This window comes from Alcaligenes sp. EGD-AK7 (assembly GCF_000465875.3).
GTDB classification, from domain to species: domain Bacteria; phylum Pseudomonadota; class Gammaproteobacteria; order Burkholderiales; family Burkholderiaceae_B; genus Alcaligenes; species Alcaligenes phenolicus.
On sequence record NZ_AVOG02000001.1, the window covers coordinates 48,487 to 67,942 of the forward strand.

Annotated in this window: 17 protein-coding genes; 15 read left to right on the forward strand and 2 right to left on the reverse strand. The window is 57.2% G+C overall.

Annotation, left to right across the window (positions count from 1 at the left end):
- Nucleotides 1-56 precede the first annotated feature (56 nt).
- A complete protein-coding gene (locus tag N879_RS00210) occupies nucleotides 57-1,025 on the reverse strand; it encodes a DMT family transporter (RefSeq protein WP_021446475.1) in 969 nt (322 codons plus the stop codon).
- Nucleotides 1,026-1,101: 76 nt separating this feature from the next.
- On the opposite strand from N879_RS00210, the gene N879_RS00215 reads away from it, so the two are divergent.
- The gene (locus tag N879_RS00215; RefSeq protein ID WP_009455889.1) at nucleotides 1,102-1,974 is read left to right on the forward strand and encodes a LysR family transcriptional regulator; all 873 of its coding nucleotides are present in this window, start codon (nucleotides 1,102-1,104) and stop codon (nucleotides 1,972-1,974) included.
- A gap of 227 nt (nucleotides 1,975-2,201) precedes the next feature.
- Here the strand turns inward: N879_RS00215 and N879_RS00220 are convergent, their stop codons facing one another.
- Nucleotides 2,202-5,054, reverse strand: a complete 2,853-nt coding sequence (locus tag N879_RS00220; protein WP_021446476.1) for a valine--tRNA ligase — start codon at nucleotides 5,052-5,054, stop codon at nucleotides 2,202-2,204.
- Nucleotides 5,055-5,307: 253 nt separating this feature from the next.
- Here N879_RS00220 and ndk point away from each other — a divergent pair, with 253 nt between their 5' ends.
- From ndk to N879_RS00290, 14 genes are all read left to right on the forward strand, one after another.
- Nucleotides 5,308-5,733: a nucleoside-diphosphate kinase gene (gene ndk, locus N879_RS00225; RefSeq protein ID WP_009455885.1), complete on the forward strand. Its 426-nt coding sequence runs from the start codon at nucleotides 5,308-5,310 to the stop codon at nucleotides 5,731-5,733.
- Between the two features lie 148 nt (nucleotides 5,734-5,881).
- Nucleotides 5,882-7,030 (forward strand): 23S rRNA (adenine(2503)-C(2))-methyltransferase RlmN, encoded by a 1,149-nt coding sequence (rlmN, locus tag N879_RS00230; protein ID WP_009455884.1) that lies wholly within the window; start codon nucleotides 5,882-5,884, stop codon nucleotides 7,028-7,030.
- The gene (locus N879_RS00235) at nucleotides 7,027-7,521 is read left to right on the forward strand and encodes a helix-turn-helix domain-containing protein (protein ID WP_009455883.1); all 495 of its coding nucleotides are present in this window, start codon (nucleotides 7,027-7,029) and stop codon (nucleotides 7,519-7,521) included. The genes rlmN and N879_RS00235 overlap by 4 nt, the downstream gene beginning before the upstream one ends.
- Complete coding sequence (gene ispG, locus N879_RS00240; RefSeq protein WP_009455882.1) at nucleotides 7,518-8,804, forward strand: flavodoxin-dependent (E)-4-hydroxy-3-methylbut-2-enyl-diphosphate synthase; 1,287 nt, start codon at nucleotides 7,518-7,520, stop codon at nucleotides 8,802-8,804. The genes N879_RS00235 and ispG overlap by 4 nt, the downstream gene beginning before the upstream one ends.
- A gap of 42 nt (nucleotides 8,805-8,846) precedes the next feature.
- Nucleotides 8,847-10,130 carry a histidine--tRNA ligase gene (hisS, locus tag N879_RS00245; RefSeq protein ID WP_021446477.1) on the forward strand — a complete coding sequence of 428 codons (1,284 nt, stop codon included), beginning with the start codon at nucleotides 8,847-8,849 and terminating at the stop codon, nucleotides 10,128-10,130.
- Nucleotides 10,131-10,132: 2 nt separating this feature from the next.
- A complete protein-coding gene (locus N879_RS00250; protein ID WP_009455880.1) occupies nucleotides 10,133-10,768 on the forward strand; it encodes a YfgM family protein in 636 nt (211 codons plus the stop codon).
- 3 nt (nucleotides 10,769-10,771) lie between these two features.
- Complete coding sequence (gene bamB / locus N879_RS00255; RefSeq protein WP_009455879.1) at nucleotides 10,772-11,950, forward strand: outer membrane protein assembly factor BamB; 1,179 nt, start codon at nucleotides 10,772-10,774, stop codon at nucleotides 11,948-11,950.
- Complete coding sequence (der, locus tag N879_RS00260; RefSeq protein ID WP_009455876.1) at nucleotides 11,947-13,305, forward strand: ribosome biogenesis GTPase Der; 1,359 nt, start codon at nucleotides 11,947-11,949, stop codon at nucleotides 13,303-13,305. Before bamB ends, der begins: the two co-directional genes overlap by 4 nt.
- Nucleotides 13,305-14,387, forward strand: coding sequence for a histidinol-phosphate transaminase (gene hisC, locus N879_RS00265; protein WP_009455874.1), 1,083 nt, complete (start codon nucleotides 13,305-13,307; stop codon nucleotides 14,385-14,387). Before der ends, hisC begins: the two co-directional genes overlap by 1 nt.
- Nucleotides 14,388-14,503: 116 nt before the next feature.
- The gene (hfq, locus tag N879_RS00270; RefSeq protein WP_003799329.1) at nucleotides 14,504-14,740 is read left to right on the forward strand and encodes an RNA chaperone Hfq; all 237 of its coding nucleotides are present in this window, start codon (nucleotides 14,504-14,506) and stop codon (nucleotides 14,738-14,740) included.
- 78 nt (nucleotides 14,741-14,818) lie between these two features.
- On the forward strand, nucleotides 14,819-15,907 hold the full coding sequence (gene hflX, locus N879_RS00275) for a GTPase HflX (RefSeq protein ID WP_009455872.1): 1,089 nt from the start codon (nucleotides 14,819-14,821) through the stop codon (nucleotides 15,905-15,907).
- Entirely contained in the window at nucleotides 15,891-17,207 is a 1,317-nt protein-coding gene (gene hflK / locus N879_RS00280; RefSeq protein WP_009455871.1) for an FtsH protease activity modulator HflK, read from the forward strand. Before hflX ends, hflK begins: the two co-directional genes overlap by 17 nt.
- 9 nt (nucleotides 17,208-17,216) lie before the next feature.
- Nucleotides 17,217-18,104: a protease modulator HflC gene (hflC, locus tag N879_RS00285; protein WP_021446479.1), complete on the forward strand. Its 888-nt coding sequence runs from the start codon at nucleotides 17,217-17,219 to the stop codon at nucleotides 18,102-18,104.
- Between the two features lie 170 nt (nucleotides 18,105-18,274).
- Nucleotides 18,275-19,432, forward strand: coding sequence for an ATP phosphoribosyltransferase regulatory subunit (locus tag N879_RS00290; RefSeq protein WP_009455869.1), 1,158 nt, complete (start codon nucleotides 18,275-18,277; stop codon nucleotides 19,430-19,432).
- The last annotated feature ends 24 nt before the right edge of the window (nucleotides 19,433-19,456 follow it).

A 19,456-nucleotide genomic window follows, 5' to 3' on the forward strand; every position in this document is an offset into this window, starting at 1 on the left:
CGCCAAGCCTTAACGGCCCGTTTTTATGCGGGCCGTTTTGTATCTGGGTGACTTTGTTAGTCGTACTGGCCAAGCTGCAGTTGCGAATTTTCCGCAGGGGTGTTGTCCTTGGTATTCAGTGTCTGCCGTCCCCAGCTCATCAGGGCCATCCCGCTAATCGCCAGTAAACCTCCGCCGATCAAGGATGGGTTCAGGGTCTCCTTAAGCCACAGGCTGGACAGTAAAACGCCAAACAGCGGTACAAGGGCCAGATAGGCGCCTGCGGATGTTGCGCCCAGGCTTTTCACGCCGTGCATATACCAGGCGAAGGCCAGAGCCGTTGAACCCAGGCCCAAGGCCAACACGCTGTACCAGGCTTGGCTTGGCGCATGGATCAGGCTGCCCCAGGCCGAAAGACCCTCCACCCCCAAGCTGCTGATGGACAGCAGCACTGCGCCAATCAATGTGGTCATGCTGGTGGCGGTCAGAGAATCTACGGTGGTCAGTACGGTGCGGCCAATCAAGGTGTAGCTGACCCAGCACAATGCACAGCCCAGTAATAGCCATTCGCCTATTCCGCTCTGGCCTGGCATGAGGCTGCTGATAGAGCCGGCACTCAGGGCATAGAGAGCCCCTGATACGGCCAGGATTACTCCCAGGCTCATCTTTTTGTTGACTGGCTCGCGAAACAACAAAGAGGCCAGTATCAGGATCAGGACCGGGTTCAGGGCAACGACCATGCTGGCCTTGCCTGCTGGCACCAGTTTCAGGGCCAGAAGAAAGAAAATTGAATAGCCAAATACCCCAAAAGCCGAGGCGTTAAGCAGACCTAGCCATTCTCGGGAGTCAAGTGTGCATAGGGCTTTCAGTCGGCCGCTCCAGCTCATCCAAAGCAGCAGTGCGACGCTGGCAATCAGGAAGCGCAGACTGGCTGCCGCCAAAGGCGGCATGGCTTGCGCCACGACTCGGCCCCAGGGCCAGGAGGCCCCCCACAGAGCGGCCATGCCAATCAGACTTAGGTGTACGGAGTAGTTGGGAGATTTCATTCAAGCCACTATGGAGAAGATTTCAGCAGGGGTACTATTTACTTTTATTGCTTCATAGTCGAATGAGTAAACGCTCATGACCTTCACCCAACTTGAAATCTTTTCCGTGCTGGCCAGGATAGGCAGCTTCTCTCGGGCAGCCAGTGCCTTGGGGATTACGCAAAGTGCGGTCAGTCATGCGCTCAAGCAGCTGGAGACTGATTTGGGTGTTTGCCTGTTTTCTCGTGGCCCGACCTCAGTGGAGTTGACGGAAGTAGGGGCGAAATTGCTGCAACGTGCCAACGATATCCTGCAGCAGAGAGAGGCCTTGCATCAGGAGGCCTGCTACGAGCAGGGAATTGCCCGTGGCACCTTGCGTATTGCTTCTTTTGGGGCTTCCTCGTCCTTGCATTTGCTGCCGCATTTATTGGCTTGCTACAGGCAGACGCATCCCGAAGTGGAGGTGCAGATTGACGAGGGTATTGATAGTGAAGTGGCGCAGTGGCTGCTGGAGCGGCGTGTGGAGCTGGGCTTTGTGATCTTGCCAGATGATCGCTTTGACTGCTTGCCCTTGGCCCAGGATGAGCTGATGGCCGTGCTGCCGGCAGAGCATCATTTGGCCGTTTGCGCCCGTGTTTCTGCCAGTGACTTCCATGACTTGCCGTTTATTCGGACTGCGGCAGGCTCTGGCCCGCATGTAGATCAGTTTCTGGCGGCAGCAGGGGCGGTCCCCAGGACCTTGTTCCGTTTCGAGCAGTTGTCCTCCATGTTGGGCTTTGTCGCGCAAGGAGTGGCTGTGACCATTGCGGGCAGGCTGGCCTTGCCGGAGCCGCCAGAAGGGGTGATTTATCGCAGCCTGGAGCCGTGTAGGCCTCGTGAAATTGCTCTGGCGGCTCTGAATTTCGAGCGGCTTTCTCCTGCTGCTCAGGCGTTTTTGCGGATAGCCCGGAAAATACATCACAAGAGGTGATGCGCTCAGGATGGCTTCGCTTTTTCTTGTTGTGTCAGTGCGGGATAGCTTCTGTGCGCGACCGGTCTGCGCTGGTGTGATGCTCCTGTGTTCTTCTGTTTCGTATGAACAGGGAGGGTGTGTTACGAGTAATCGGAATAGTGTCGCTGGATTGAGGGACCATAGATGCAAAAAGGCCCTGCACTAGTGCAGGGCCTTCTCTCGTCACCGAGACCTGATTCAGGCGATTAGCCCAGACGCTCAAACTGCTGTTTCACCTTGGCTAGTGTCTCACCGAATTGAGCCACGCGCAGGCGCTCCTGTTCAACCACGGCGGCGGGCGCACGTTCTACAAAGCTGGCGTTGCCCAGTTTGGCTTCGGCCTTGTTGATCTCACCTTGCAGACGTTCGATTTCCTTGGACAGGCGGATACGCTCCGCTTCCACGTCAATCTCTACGTGCAGCATCAGCTGAGTGGTGTCGACCACTTGTACTGGGGCGCCGGCGTCGGTGGGCAGTTGGTCCACAATCTCCACGCTTTCCAGTTTGCACAAGCTGGCCAGATAGAGGCTATTGGCGCTCAGGATTGCAGCATCACCTTGGGCAACCAGTGGCACGCGCTGAGCGGGCGAGAGGTTCATCTCGCCGCGCAAGGCGCGAATCGCGTCCACTTGGGCTTTCAGTTCTGCAACCTGTGCCATGGCCTGTTCATCAATGGCGGCCGGATTGGCGATAGGGTAGGGCTGGACCGAAATGCTGGTGGTTTCATTGGCAGCGCGTTTGCCAGCTACCACCGAGACTTTCTGCCACAGCTCTTCCGTAATGAACGGGATGATGGGGTGTGCCACGCGCAGTACTACTTCCAGTACACGGATCAGCGTGCGACGGGTGCCCAGTTGCTGCTCGGGCGTGCCGTTCTGGATCTGGGTCTTGGCCAGTTCCAGGTACCAGTCGCAGTACTCGTCCCAGACAAAGTGGTAGATGGCGTTGGCGATGTTGTCGAAACGGTAGTCGGCAAAACCGCGCTCGGCGTCCTGTTCCAGGCCTTGCAGCAGGCTGATGATCCAGCGGTCCGCAAAGCTCAGTTCGGCAGCAGCGTCGGTGTGCAGTTCATGGTCTTCGGTGTTCATCAGCACAAAGCGGGTGGCGTTCCACAGCTTGTTGCAGAAGTTGCGATAGCCTTCACAGCGCTTCATGTCGAAGTTGATGTTGCGACCCAAGGTGGCGTAAGCGGCCATAGTAAAGCGCAGCGCGTCCGTACCGAAGGCGGGGATGCCATCGGGATAGTCCTTCTTGGTGCGCTTGCTAATGCTTTGAGCCTGCTTGGGATTCATCAAGCCAAAGGTGCGCTTGTGTATCAGGCTTTCCAGGTCGATGCCGTCGATCAAGTCCACCGGGTCAATCGTGTTGCCCTTGGATTTGCTCATCTTCTTGCCTTCCATATCGCACACCAGTCCGTGAACGTAGACGGTGTTGAACGGAACGCGGCCAGTCAGGTGCATGCTCATCATGACCATGCGGGCTACCCAGAAGAAAATAATGTCGAAGCCAGTTACCAGCACGCTGGAGGGCAGGTAACGGGCCAGATCCGGGGTTTCTTCAGGCCAGCCCAGATCGGTGAAGGGCACCAGGGCGGAGGAGAACCAGGTGTCCAGCACGTCCTCGTCGCGGCGCAGTGGGCCGGTCACGCCAGCAGCGCGGGCTTGTTCCAGAGCGTCTTCTTCGGAGCGGGCGACAAACAGGCTGCCGTCTTCGGCGTACCAGGCGGGGATCTGGTGACCCCACCACAGCTGACGGGAAATACACCAGTCCTGAATATTGTTCAGCCATTGGTTGTAGGTGTTGGACCAGTTGTCGGGGTAGAAGCGTACACGGCCATCGGCCACCACATCCAGGGCAACCTGGGTGATGCTCTTGCCGGGGTGCAGGGAGTCTTCTGGCGCAGGCTTGCTCATGGCGACAAACCACTGGTCAGTCAGCATGGGTTCGATAACCGTATTGGTACGGTCGCCGCGTGGCACCATCAGCTTGTGTGGCTTGACGGCCTTGAGCAGGCCCTGGGCTTCCAGGTCGGCCACGATTTGCTTGCGTGCAGCAAAGCGCTCCAGGCCTTGGTAGGCTTCGGGAGCGGTGTCGGCAATATGGGCATCCAGCGTCAGGATGCTGATCATTTCCAGGCCGTGGCGCTGGCCAACGGCGTAGTCATTGAAGTCGTGGGCAGGAGTAACCTTCACCACGCCGGTACCAAAGGCCGGGTCTACGTAGTCGTCTGCAATGATCGGGATGGAACGGCCAACCAGGGGCAGGGTAACGGTTTGACCGATCAGGCCGATATAGCGCTCGTCTTCAGGGTGCACCATCAGGGCGACGTCGCCCAGCATGGTTTCGGGGCGGGTGGTGGCCACCGTCAGGTGGGTCAGACCGCCTTGAGGTGTGGTCAGCGGATAGCTGATTTCCCACAGATGGCCGTCTTCTTCCTCGCTGACCACTTCCAGATCAGACACGGCGGTGCCCAGCACGGGGTCCCAGTTCACCAGGCGCTTGCCGCGGTAAATCAGGCCTTGCTCGTACAGACGGACAAAAGTTTCCAGCACGCCACGGGACAGATTGTCGTCCATGGTGAAGTATTCGCGGCTCCAGTCACAGGACGCGCCCAGGCGGCGGAACTGGCCGGTAATGGTATTGCCCGACTTCTCTTTCCACTCCCAGACTTTTTCCAGGAATTTCTCGCGGCCCAGGTCGTGGCGGCTGATGTTCTGGGCATCAAGCTGGCGTTCCACGATGATCTGGGTCGCAATCCCGGCGTGGTCGGTACCGGGAATATAGACCGTATCGTCGCCTTTCATGCGGTGGTAGCGCGTCAGGCCATCCATGATGGTCTGATTAAAGGCGTGGCCCATGTGCAAAGTCCCGGTGACGTTTGGTGGTGGGGACTGGATCACAAAGGGTTCGGACTGATGATCACCCAAGGGCTGGACATGTTGGCCACCCTTGAAAAGGTCGGCTTGCTCCCAGCGCGCGTACCAGCGCGTTTCGATTTCCTGGGGTTCAAAGCTCTTGGATAATTGCTCGTCGGAGGTCGTAGCGGATGAGTTGGTCATGGTGATGCGGTCTGCCTGCCCCTTATTGCACGTTCAGTGCCAGATAGGGCGGGACTAATCCTGGGTAAAAAACGAATTTAAGATGCACTATTTTAAGATGTGGCCGTGCGTCTTTGGCGTGGTAAAATGCCGGGTTGCCGTAAATCTGATGAAAGTGCTTGTTTTCATTAAAAAATTTAGCGCGAACCGTCGGATCTGCATTTTGCTTTACGCAGCAAAGACTACACTATATTGTTCTTATTTGGATTTTCACATGGCTATTGAACGCACTCTGTCCATTATCAAGCCCGACGCTGTTGCTAAAAACGTGATCGGTCAGATTATTTCCCGCTTTGAAGGCGCTGGCCTGAAAGTGATCGCTGGTCGCCTGGTTCACCTGTCCCGTGGCGAAGCCGAGCGCTTCTACGGCGTGCACGCCGAGCGTCCTTTCTTCAAGGATCTGGTCGACTTCATGGTTTCCGGTCCTGTATTCGTACAAGTTCTGGAAGGCGAAGGCGCCATTGCCAAGAACCGCGAACTGATGGGCGCCACCGACCCCAAGAAAGCAGACGCCGGCACCATCCGTGCTGACTTCGCTGAAAGCATCGACGCTAACGCTGTTCACGGTTCCGACGCTCCTGAAACCGCTGCTGTCGAAATCGCTTTCTTCTTCCCAGAGTGCAACGTTTACAGCCGTTAATTCGTTAAACCGCGCAGTACTGGCGGCACTCTGAGCAAGACTTGCCCGGCTCACCGGAATCGGTTTGCCGGGCAAATCCGCAAAAAGGGGCTTTTTTGCACTCCTGCAAGAAAGTAATAGCCAGAACGCGTGAAGGTATTATTTTTTTATGTCATCGCTCGAACCTACCAATCTTCTGGGCCTGGGCCCGGAGCAACTTGTTGAACTGGTCGCCCAATGGGGTGGCAAGCCTTTCCGCGCGCGCCAATTGCAGCGCTGGATACACCAGCGTCAACAAGACGATTTTGGGCAGATGACGGATCTGGCGCGCGAGTTCCGCGAGCAGCTGACCGCTAATTGCGTTGTCACCGCGCCCAGCATGTCGCACGAACATATTTCTACCGACGGCACCCGTAAATGGCTGTTTGATGTAGGCAGCAATAACGCTGTCGAAGCGGTTTTCATTCCCGAGGACGACCGGGGCACCCTGTGTATTTCCAGCCAGGCTGGCTGCACCGTGGCCTGTCCATTCTGTTCCACGGGCTATCAAGGCTTCAACCGCAACCTGACCACCTCCGAAATCATTGGTCAGTTGTGGTTTGCTCGCCGTGCTTTGCTGAATGCGCCGGAAACCGCCCGTATTGGCGATGCCGAGCAAACCAGCACGCGTGTCATCAGCAATGTGGTCATGATGGGCATGGGCGAACCCCTGCTCAATTACGATCAGGTGCTTGGTGCCTTGCGCCTGATGCTCGATGACAATGCCTACGGTCTGTCGCGCCGCCGCGTGACGGTCTCCACCTCCGGGGTGGTGCCCATGATGGATCGTCTGGCCAAAGATTGCCCGGTCGCACTGGCCGTATCGCTGCACGCGCCCAATGATGCGTTGCGCGATCGCCTGGTGCCACTGAACAAGAAGTATCCGCTGGCCGAGCTTCTGGATGCCTGTAATCGCTATCTGGAGCACGCCCCGCGTGACTTCATCACGTTTGAATACATCATGCTGGACGGCATCAACGATACCGACCAGCATGCGCAGGAACTGTTGGATATCGCACGCATTGTGCGCTGTAAATTTAATTTGATTCCTTTCAATCCTTTTCCGCAGTCCGGTCTGAAACGCTCTTCAGCTGCACGGGTCAAACAGTTTGCCCAACGGCTGATGGATGGTGGGGTGGTAACCACAGTGCGCAAGACGCGCGGCGATGATATTGCTGCCGCTTGTGGACAGTTGGCGGGCGATATTCGTGATCGCACCCGTATCGAACAACGTTTGCCTGATCGTGCTGTCATTCAAATCAAACAGGAACGTGCATGAGCGAGACTCTGGTCCCCTCCAACCAATCGGCTCCGGAAGCGGGCTCAGGTGTAGGCCCGACATTGCGTGAGTTGCGCCTGGCGCGATCCTGTACGCTGAACGAAGCCTCCACCCGCCTGAAGTTTTCGGTTCGCCAGCTAGAGGCCCTGGAAGCTCAGGAGTGGGACCAGTTGCCCGGTGGGCAGCCTTTGCGGGGCATGGTGCGTAATTACGCGCGCTTTCTGGAGGCTGACGTATCAGCCGTGCTGGTCATGCTGGAAGCTCAGGTCAGTGATACCGCTGCGCCCAAGCCCGTACCGCGCAATCATTCGGGTGCGGGCTTGTCCAGTGCGGACTTGAGCCTGTATGCCGACTCGCGCGGCGGGTTTGGCTGGATCTGGATTCTTATCATTATTGTTTTGCTGCTGGTAGCCGGTTTTTACGCCATTGATCGGGGCTGGGTTCCCGAAGAGTGGCTGGTGTTCGATTGGCTCAAGGACTTGAAGAAATGACGCAGGGTCCCGAAACTCCCTCTGCTTGCCAACCTCTGCCGGTGGGCGCCCAACCCAAACGGGTAACCCGCGCAGTTGATGTGCGCTGGGGCGATCATGTTGTGAAATTAGGTGGCTCGGCCCCGGTCGTGGTGCAGTCCATGACCAATACGGATACCGTCGATGCTATTGCAACGGCTATCCAGGTCAAGGAACTGGCGCGTGCCGGTTCTGAAATGGTGCGTATTACGGTCAATACCCCCGAAGCGGCCCGTGAAGTGCCCGCCATTCGCGAGCAGCTGGACCGCATGGGCGTAAATGTCCCCTTGGTGGGGGACTTCCATTACAACGGCCATAAATTGCTGGCAGATTACCCCGAGTGTGCTCAGGCCCTGTCCAAGTACCGGATCAATCCGGGCAATATGGGCGGTGGCAAGCGCCGGGACGATAACTTCGCCAAGATGATCGAAATCGCCTGCCGTTACGACAAGGCTGTGCGAATTGGCGTGAACTGGGGCAGCCTGGATCACGAGCTGATGGCCCGCATGATGGATGAGAATAACGAGCGTGCTCATCCCTGGACGGCTCAGGCGGTGATGCGCGATGCTCTAGTTATCTCTGCCATCAGCAACGCCCAGCGTGCCGAGGAACTGGGGCTGTCGGGCAACCGTATTGTTCTGTCCTGCAAGGTCAGCCATGTGCAGGACCTGATCACGGTCTACCAGGATTTGTCGGCTCGTTGTGACTACGCCTTGCACCTGGGTCTGACCGAAGCGGGGATGGGCAGCAAGGGGATTGTGGCTTCCACCGCCGCCTTGGCTGTCTTGTTGCAGCAAGGCATTGGTGACACCATTCGTATTTCCCTGACTCCTGAACCTGGTGGCGATCGTGCTCGTGAAGTGGTGGTGGCTCAGGAAATCTTGCAGACCATGGGTTTGCGTGCTTTCACCCCTATGGTGGTGGCGTGTCCGGGTTGTGGTCGCACCAGCAGTACGGTGTTCCAGGAGCTGGCCAACGATATTCAAAGCTATTTGCGTGACCAGATGCCCGTCTGGAAGGATCTGTATCCCGGCGTGGAAACCATGAACGTCGCGGTGATGGGCTGTGTGGTCAATGGTCCGGGGGAAAGCCGCCACGCCGATATTGGCATCAGCTTGCCAGGAACCGGGGAAGTCCCTTCGGCACCCGTCTATGTGGATGGCGAGCGGGTGGTGACCCTGAAGGGTGATACTATCGCTCAGGAATTTCAGACCATTGTCCAGAATTACGTTGAGCGCCGCTACGGCAAAACATCAACGGTTTGATCAACACGCTTGTCAGTCTATGGCGAGCAAACCATTAGAATTATGACGCAGCAGTTTCAAAAGCTCCGCGCCCTGACGGGCATGAAAGACACCTTACCGGGTGAAAGCGCACAGTGGGAAGCCCTGGAGGCTCTGGTGCGGGAATGGTTGGCCAGCTATGGCTATCGCAATATGCGTACCCCCGTGCTGGAACATACCCAGCTGTTTGCTCGTGGTATTGGCGAAGTCACCGACATTGTCGAAAAGGAAATGTATTCCTTTACCGATTCGCTCAACGGCGACAAGCTCACCATGCGTCCCGAATTTACGGCGGGCATGGTGCGCGCCACTATCGAACATAATCTCTTGTACGATCGCCCTCATCGGGTTTATGCGATGGGACCGGTGTTTCGCCATGAGCGCCCGCAGCGTGGCCGCTACCGTCAGTTCCATCAGATCGACGTGGAAGCGTTGGGTCTGCCAGGGCCGGACGTCGATGCCGAGCTGATCGTCATGCTGGCTCGTTTGTGGAAGAAGCTGGGTCTGACGGACATCCGTCTGGAACTGAACTCCCTGGGTCAGGCTGAAGAGCGTGCCGCCCACCGTGCGGCCTTGATCGAGCACCTGGAAGCGCACAAGGATGTGCTGGACGAAGAAGCCCAGCGTCGCATGTATACCAACCCCTTGCGCGTGCTGGATACCAAAAATCCGGCCATGCAGGAAATGGCCAATGCGGCCCCACGTTTGTTCGACTTCCTGGGTGAAGAGTCTCGTGCTCACTTCCAGGGCGTCTGCGATCGTCTGGATGATGCCGGTATTGCCTACACATTGAACCCGCGCTTGGTGCGTGGTCTGGATTATTACAATCTGACCGTGTTCGAGTGGGTAACGGATCGCCTGGGTGCTCAAGGGACGGTGTGCGGCGGTGGCCGTTACGACGGCCTGATCGAATTGATGGGTGGCAAGCCTTCGCCCGCCGTGGGTTTTGCTATTGGTGTGGAGCGCTTGCTGGACCTGTGCTCGCAAGATGGCGAGCAGCCAGCCATTCCCGAATGTCAGGTGTATATGATTCACCAGGGTGAGGCAGCCCAGCGCAAGGCCTCGCTGTTGGCCGAGCAATTGCGTGATGCCGGTTTGCAGGTGATAGTCCATGCAGGCTCCAGCGGCTTCAAGTCCCAGTTCAAACGGGCTGATGCCAGTGGTGCGCAGGCCGCCGTTATTTTGGGTGACGACGAACTCCAAAAAGAACAGGCCAGTGTGAAATGGTTGCGTGCTGCGGATGGCGCCGAGCAGCAACAGTCTGTTGAATTTTCTGAACTCGCCAGTGTTTTGTCAGCAAGGATTTGAGCATGGCCTACGATCTTGAAGAACAGGAAAAACTAGATGCCATGCGAGCATGGTGGGACCGCTGGGGCACCTTGTGCATCGTGCTGGCTTTTGCTGCCTTGGCGGCGGTGGCCGGCTGGCGCGGTTGGCAGTGGTACCAGGGGCATCAGGCCGGTCAGGCCATGGGTTACTTTGAGGCGCTGGAAAGTGCGGCTGCCCAGACCGGCGAAGAGGCCGATGCCCGCGTGCTGGCTGCCAGCACAACCTTGCGTAACGATTTCCCCAAGTCTGGCTACACCTCCCGCGGTGTCTTGCTGGCTGCCCAGGCTTTGCAGCAACGCGGCAATCTGACGCCTGCTCGTGAGCAATTGGAGTGGATGGTTAAAACCAATCACGACCCGGCGCTGACTCCGCTGGCGCGTTTGCGTCTGGCTGGTATCTTGCTGGAACAGAAGAATTACGATGATGCCCTGGCTCAGCTGACAAATCCTCCTGCCAGCTTTGCCGGTCTGTTTGCGGATCGCAAAGGCGATATTCTGGCCGCTCAAGGGCAGAACGATGCAGCACGCGAAGCCTGGACGCAGGCCGTGGAGTTGCTCAAGCAAGACCCTATTTCGCAGTTGGTACAGATCAAACTTGATGCCTTGGCAGGAGCTTAATTCATGTCTCTTCCTACTATTCGCAAATCCCCATCCTCTGCCATGCGTGTCCTGCGCTTGAGCGCGTTGGCCCTGAGCCTGACCGCTTTGGCCGGTTGCTCCATGTTCTCCAGCAAGGATCCTCGTTTCGAGCCTACGCCCCTGACGGAATACACCCCTGGTGTGGCCGCCAAGATCAGCTGGAGTACCTCGATTGGTAGCGGCGCAGACTCCGGCTTTGCACCGCAAGTCAGTGGCTCCTCGGTCTACGCCGCGACGGTCTCGGGTCAGGTCAGCAAGGTGGATCTGGATACGGGTCGCGTGCAGTGGTCGGCCAATACCGGCAAGAAGTTGACCGCCGGTGCAGGTTCGGACGGTGTGGTGACTGCGGTCGCTTCGGTGGACGGGAACGTCATTGCGTTTGACGACTCGGGCAAGGAGTTGTGGCGCAGTCGTAGCAGCAGCGCTGTGAATGTGCCGCCTGCTGTGGGTGCCGGTGTGGTTGTGGTGCGTACCAGCGACTACCGCTTGCAGGCATTTGATGCCAGCACAGGCGATCTGCGCTGGAGTCTGCAGCGTCCTGGCCCCGCCTTGTCGCTGAAAACCAGCATGCAAATGCGCATTATTGATGGTTTGTTGTTGGCAGGAATGCCCAACGGCCGTTTGATGGCCATTGACGCGGCTCAAGGTCATCTGGTGTGGGAAGGCAGTATTTCTGTCTCCCTTGGCGCGACGGACCTGGAGCGCATTAATGACGTCGTGGGTGCTCCCCAGGTCGTCGATCCCCTGCTGTGCGGTGCAACCTACCAAGGTCGTGTTGCCTGCTTTGACGTCTCCCAAGGTGGACGACTGGTGTGGGATAGGGAATTTTCGGCCGGTACCGGTATCGCAGCGGACAACCATATGTTGTATGCCGCCAATAGCCGCGACCAGATTGAAGCGTTTGCCATGACAGACGGGCAAACCATCTGGAAGCAGAATGCTTTGCGTAACCGTGGTCTGGCTCCTTTGGCCGTCATGCCCCAGGCGCTCGCCGCCGGTGACATGGAAGGCTATGTTCACTTTCTATCGCGACTGGACGGCACCTTGTTGGGCCGGGTCAGTGTCGGCGGTGGTGCCATTGTGTCGCCTTTGATCGGAACCCCGCGTGGGGTCCTGGTCCAGACCGGCAATGGTAATTTGGTCTTGGTTGGAATCAATTGAAAAGCGTTTCTTTTAAGCCCGTAGTGGCTTTGGTCGGTCGGGCCAACGTCGGCAAGTCCACTTTGTTCAACCGCCTGACGCGCTCGCGCGCGGCTCTGGTGGCGAACTTCCCTGGTCTGACCCGCGACCGTCATTACGGCGAAGGCCGGGTTGGCAGCCGCCCCTATATCGTGGTCGATACGGGTGGTTTCGAGCCTGTGGCCAAAACCGGCATGTTGCTGGAGATGGCTCGTCAGACCCAGCAGGCGATTGCCGAAGCTGACGTGGTCGTCTTTCTGGTCGATGCCCGTGAGGGCGTCAACGCACTGGATCTGGAAATTGCGCAGTTGCTGCGCAAGCTGGGGCAGAAAGTGCTGCTGGCCGTCAACAAGGCCGAAGGCATGCGTTACGAGGCCGGTGGCGTGGAATTCCACGAACTGGGCCTGGGTCAGCCTTACCTGATCTCCGCTTCCCACGGCGATGGCGTGGAAGAGCTGATCAACCTGGCACTGGAGCAAGTGCCCAATCCTGAGCCTGAAGAGGATGGCCAGGATGACGATGAATTTCAGCACCGTATCAAGCTGGCGATTGTGGGCCGCCCCAATGTGGGTAAATCCACCTTGATCAATACCCTGGTGGGTGAAGATCGCGTGATTGCGTTTGACCAGCCCGGTACGACGCGTGATGCCATTGAGATCGAGTTCGAGCGCAATGGGGTGGAATACACCCTGATCGACACGGCCGGTTTGCGCAAGCGCGGCAAGGTATTTGAAGCGGTTGAAAAGTTCTCCGTTATCAAGACCTTGCAGGCGATTGAAGCGTGTAACGTGGTCTTGCTGATGATTGACGCTCACACCGAAATTTCCGACCAGGACGCCAGCATTGCGGGCTTCGTGGTGGAAACCGGTCGTGCACTGGTGGTGGGCATCAACAAGTGGGATGGCCTGGACGAGTACCAGCGCGAGTGGATCAAGCGCGAGTTCGATCGCAAATTGCGCTTCCTGAACTTTGCCAAGATGCACACCTTGTCGGCCTTGAAAGGGCAGGGGATCAATCCCTTGCTCAAGTCGGTCAATGCCGCGCATGCGGCTGCCTTCTCCAAGCTGTCCACGCCCAAGCTCACTCGCGTCATGCAAGAAGCGGTGGAACAGCAACAGCCACCGCGCAAGGGCATTTTCCGTCCCAAGTTGCGGTATGCTCACCAAGGTGGCATGAACCCGCCGATCGTGGTGATTCACGGCAACGCCCTGGATGCCATTTCGGACAGTTACCGCCGTTATCTGGAGACGCGTTTTCGCGAGGCCTTCAAGCTGGAAGGCACGCCTTTGCGCATCGAATTCAAATCATCTAAAAACCCTTATCTGAAGGATGCGTAATGAGCCGTTTGTGGAGTGATCATGTAGCGGGGCTTTCACCCTATGTACCGGGTGAGCAGGTCAAGCTGGATAACCTCTTGAAGCTGAACACAAACGAACATCCTTTCGGTCCGTCGCCTAAAGCGCTGGAAGCGATCCGCCAGGCGGCGACCGATGATTTGCGTCTTTACCCTTCCTATAGCGCGCAGGAACTGCGTGATGCTGTGGCGCACAACCACGGTGTGAAAGCCAATAATGTCTTTTTGGGCAATGGCTCGGACGAAGTGCTGGCCCATGTGTTCAGCGCCTTGTTCCTGCGTGGCGTGCGCCCGGTCCTGCTGCCCGATATCACTTACAGCTTCTACACCACTTACTGTTCGTACTTCGGTGTGCCTGCTGATATCGTGCCGCTGCGCGAGGACTTCACGTTGAATGTGCAGGACTATGTGCGCAAGCGCAGTCTGCCACCTGCCGGCATCATTTTTGCCAACCCCAATGCGCCTACTGGCATTCCTTTGTCCTTGACGGATATTGAAGCCATTCTGGCTGCCAACCCGGACACCACGGTGGTGGTGGACGAGGCGTACGTCGATTTCGGCGGTACATCTTCGGTTGGTTTGCTGGAAAAATACGACAATCTGGTGGTCATCCAGACCATGTCCAAGTCGCGCGCTCTGGCTGGCTTGCGTGTGGGTTATGCCCTGGCCAGCGCCGATATCATCCAGGCTCTGGAGCGGGTGAAAGACAGTTTCAACTCCTACCCCATGGACACGATTGCCCAGGTGGGTGCCGTGGCTTCCTTGAAGGATACGGAGTATTTTGCCCGCCAATGCCAGGCTGTGATTGATGCACGCGAGCAGTTGCGCGCTGATCTGGAGCAGCTGGGTTTCGAGATTTTGCCTTCGAAAGCGAACTTTTTGATGGCAACTCACCCTAAGCATTCGGCAGCTGGTATTCAGCAGGCCTTGCGTGAACAGGGGATTTTGGTTCGCCATTTCCGTCAGCCACGCATTGAGCAGTATTTACGTATTACGGTAGGATCGCCCGAGCAATGTGCCCGACTGTGCAACAGTTTGCGGCAGATTTTAGGGCAAGGCGCCTGATATACACCTATTAGATAAAAATCTCCAGTTTGGAACGTGCGAATTCAGGGAAAACCCGGTAAAGTAGTGGGATTCGCTTCCATTTCTGGAAAAACAACATAACCGGAGCCTCACCAATGAGCAATAAAGGGCAAATTCTACAAGACCCGTTTTTGAACGCGCTGCGCAAGGAGCATATCCCTGTGTCGATCTACCTGGTAAACGGCATCAAGCTGCAAGGTCAGATCGAGTCCTTCGATCAGTATGTCGTACTGCTGCGCAATACAGTCACTCAAATGGTGTATAAGCACGCGATCTCTACCGTCGTTCCTGCACGCCCCGTTACTTTGGCTGCGGATGAGCAGGCTGAATAAATCCTCACCCAGTTCTTTGTACTCTGAAAGACCCGTCTCGCGGTGCCCGCGGGCGGGTCTTTGTTTCTGGAGCAAACGTTGAAGGCACTGGTAATTAGTGTGGATATGGGCGAGCTGGACTACAAGGCCCATGCTGAAGAATTCGTCATGCTGGCTGAAGGGGCGGGCGCCCAGATTATGGAATTGATGGTCGTGCGTCGGTCCCGTCCAGATTCTGCCTACTACATCGGTACGGGCAAGCTGGAAGAGGCGGTCGCCCTGGCCAAGGCAACTGGCGCCGAAGTCGTGCTGTTTGATCATGCCTTGAGCCCGGCCCAGCAGCGTAATCTGGAGCGCAAGCTGGAGCTGCGTGTGGTTGACCGGGTGGCCCTGATTCTGGATATTTTTGCCCTGCGTGCGCAAAGTCACGAAGGTAAATTGCAGGTGGAACTGGCCCAGCTGCAACACCTGACTTCCCGATTGACCCGGATGTGGACGCACTTGGAGCGCCAAAAGGGTGGTATCGGTATGCGTGGTCCAGGTGAATCGCAGCTGGAAATGGACCGCCGGATGATTGGCGACAAAGTCCGTACCTTGCGTGAGCGTCTGGCCAAGGTGCAACGCCAGCGCAGCACCCAACGTCGTGCCCGTTCTCGTAGCGGCACCTTGTCGGTGTCTCTGGTGGGCTACACCAACACGGGAAAATCCACGCTATTTAACGCCTTGACCCGTGCGGACGCCTACGCAGCTGACCAGTTATTTGCTACCTTGGATACCACCACGCGTCGTATCTGGATTGAAGGGGCAGGGCAGGTCGTAATTTCGGATACGGTGGGCTTCATTCGTGAATTGCCACCGACCTTGATTGCCGCTTTCCGGGCCACTTTGGAAGAGACCGTCCATGCAGACGTATTGCTGCATGTGGTCGATGCGGCCAACCCTCAACGCGATGAACAAATCGCTGAAGTTCATAAGGTTCTGGAGGACATCGGGGCCCATGAAATACCTCGCATTCTGGTCTATAACAAAATTGACCAAGCCGGCTATGAGCCACGGGTAGAGCGGGATGAACATGGTACTATTGCCCGAGTCTTTGTTAGCGCTTTAGAGCGCATCGGATTGGATGGCTTGCGTACAGCAATCGTCGAATCAGGTCATTTCGCGGAAAACAATGCGTCTGAACAATAAAATATTCAATCTCAATGATCCCGGTTGGGGACGAGACAGTGGCAAAAACGGTTCCGAGCCACCTCGCCGCCCCGAGAAACAAGATGGCCCGCCTGACCTCGACGAGGTATGGCGTGACTTCAACAGTCGCTTGGGATCTTTATTCGGCAAAAAGGGACGTCGCTCCCCTCCCGGTGGCATGCCTCCGGGTAGCGGTAATGGCCCATCCATCCCCAAAGGCTCGCCCAAGCTGCTGATCATCGGCAGTGTGGTCGCGGTCGGTCTGTGGATGGCCAGTGGCTTTACCATCGTGCAGGAAGGTCAGGTTGCCGTGGTTACCCGTTTTGGCGCGTACACGAAAACTCTGAATCCCGGTTTGCAGTGGCGTTGGCCCGCTCCCATCGAAGATCACCAGACTGTGAATATTTCGCAGTTGCGTACCTTTGAAGTGGGCTACCGCGGCAGTGCACGCAATAAAGTCCTGCCTGAATCGTTGATGCTGACAACCGACGAGAACATCGTCGACATGCAGTATGTGGTTCAGTACCGTTTGCTGCCTACAGGCGCACCGGACTACCTGTTCAACACCAATAATCCGGACGAGTCGGTACGTCAGGCGGCTGAAACCGCCATGCGTGAAGTCGTGGGCAAGCAGCCCATGGACTCCGTGCTGTACTCCGGCCGCACCCAGATTGCATCGGACGTGCAGCAGCTGGCCCAGTCCATTCTGGACCGCTACCGTACCGGCATTCAGATCAGCACCGTAGCTATCCAGAACGTGCAGCCGCCCGAGCAGGTTCAGGCCGCCTTTGACGATGCCGTCAAGGCCGGTCAGGACCGCGAGCGTCAGATCAACGAAGGTCAGGCCTATGCCAACAAGGTGTTGCCCGAAGCCGCTGGTCAAGTGGCTCGCATGATGCAGGAGTCTGAGGGTTACAAGGCTCGTGTGATCGGTGATGCCAAGGGTGATACTGCCCGTTTTGGTAGCGTCGAGGCCGAGTACGTGAAGGCTCCGGGTGTAACGCGGGATCGTCTGTACCTGTCCACAATTCAGGAAATCCTGGAGAGCACCAGCAAGGTACTGGTTGATACCCGTAGTGATAACAACATGATCTATCTGCCTTTGGACAAGATCGTGCGTCAGGTGGGTAGCCGTACGGATATGGAGCCGTCCGCTCCTGTCGCTTCGGCCGCTTCGCAAGGACAGGTCAGCCGTCCAGCTCCCGCTGCGGCACCCAAAGCGCCTGCGCCAGCCAATCCAGCCGGTCTGGATACCTCGCTGGGCTCTTTGGTCAGTCCTTATTCCCCATACGCACGCTAGGAGAGCTTGATGCAACGTTTATTTCCTGCTCTGGTGGCCCTGGCGGTAATTGTCGGTCTGCTGCTGTCTTCCGTTTTCATCGTGCGTGAGCGCGATGCGGCTCTGGTTTTTGCCCTGGGTGAGGTGCGCGGCACCATCACGACTCCCGGTCTGTATTTCAAGTTGCCGCCACCGTTTGAAAACGTGGTGTTTCTGGACAAGCGTCTGCAGACGATTGAAACCAAGGATCCTGAGCGTATTCAGACGGCTGAAAAGAAAAACCTGCTGATCGACTCGTACGTCAAATGGCGCATTTCCGATCCACGCCTGTTTTACGTGACCTTTGGCGCAACGGATCGTGGTGCTGTCGAGCGTTTGCAAGCCCAGATTCGTGACGCCCTGAACGCTTCGGTGAACGTGCGCACGGTGAAAGAAGTGGTTTCCACCGAGCGTGATGCCATCATGCGTGAAGTGCTGACGGCCGTTGAGGCCCGTGCCCGTCCTTTGGGTGTGGAAGTGATTGACGTGCGTTTGCGTCGTATTGACTTCGCTCCCGAGATTTCGGAATCGGTATACCGTCGTATGGAAGCCGAGCGTACACAAGAAGCCAACCGTTTGCGTGCAACTGGTGCGGCTGAAAGTGAGCGTATCCGTGCCGAGGCCGAACGTCAGCGTGAAGAGTTGCTGGCCGACGCGTATGCCCAAGCTCAGGCCATCCGTGGTCAGGGTGATGGTGAAGCCGCTGCCATTTACTCCGATAGTTATGGCAAGAACCCCGAGTTCTATCGTTTCTACCGCAGCCTGGAAGCCTACCGCAGTGCTTTCAGCAAACAGACCGACACACTGGTCATCAGCCCTGACTCTGATTTCTTCAAGTATTGGGGCAAGCAAGGATCACCCGCAGCACCTGCGAACTGATCCCCGCTAGAGAACTTAGGGCCGCTGGGTGTTCCACCCGCGGCCCTGATCGTTTATACTAGCGTGTAAGTTACTAACACCACTTCGCATGCGACTTGGGCGGCTTACAGGCCCCAAGTCGCTTTTTGTTTGGCTGGAACTTTCGTTTATAAGTAGTCCGAGGCACGAGTATGTCCAATTGGTTGTTGCCAGAGAGCCTGGCTGATATCTTGCCTGCAGAGGCGCGCCGCATCGAAGAACTGCGCCGCGATTTGCTAGACTTGTATCGTACTTACGGGTTCGAACTGGTAGCTCCACCTCTGGTGGAGTATCTGGAATCCCTGCAAGCGGTTTCTGGCACAGATCTGAATCTGCGTACCAGCAAAGTCGTCGATCAAATCTCGGGTCGCACCATGGGCGTACGCGCCGACATGACCCCCCAGGTGGCACGTATCGACGCTCACTTGCTTAACCGCGAAGGCGTCACTCGGCTTTGCTACTGTGGTTCGGTCTTGCATGCCCGTCCGGCTGGTTTGTTGTCGGACCGTGAATTGCTGCAGATTGGCGCGGAAATTTTCGGCCATGCCGGTATTGAGTCCGATCTGGAAGTGGTGCAACTGGCGCTGGAAAGCGTGGGTCGGGCAGGGGTGCATCATCCTCGCCTGGACTTGAACTACCCCGATCTGGGACGCTTCCTGATCGAGCGCGATCCTATTTTGAAAACCCGCGTGGCAGAAGTGTGTGAGCTTCTGAACGCCAAAGATGTGTCGGGCCTGCGCGCCCTGGGTCGTGAGTCGGGCTGTCTGCCTGAAACCACCCGCTATCTGCTGGCTTTGACCTCGCTGTATGGCGATGGCAGCGTACTGGAGCGTGCCCGCAGTGTTCTGCCGGACGAACCGGAAGTGCGCGAAGCTCTGGGTAGCCTGCGCAGCTTCATTGATGCTTTGCCTGGCCACGAAATTACGGTGGACCTGGCCGACATCGGCAGCGGTTATGCCTACCATTCGGGCCTGATCTTTTCGGTTTACGCCGAAGGCTGGCACGATGCCTTGGTCAAGGGCGGACGCTTTGACGGTATTGGCCGCATGTATGGTCGTGCTCGTCCTGCAACCGGCTTCAGCCTGGATTTGCGCAAGCTCTCGGCTGGCTTGGCACCGGCTCAGGCAGCCCGTGCAGTACGCGCTCCCTGGGGGAGTGATGCGGCCCTGACTGCAGCGGTCAAGCAGCTGCGTCAAAACGGTGAAATTGTGATTCAGATGCTGCCCGGTCAGGAGCTGAATCTGGATGAATTCGTGATCGATCGCGAGCTGGTCTCGCTGGACGGTCAGTGGCAAGTTAGGGCGCTGTAAGCCAGGCGGTTTGTAGCGTTGGTG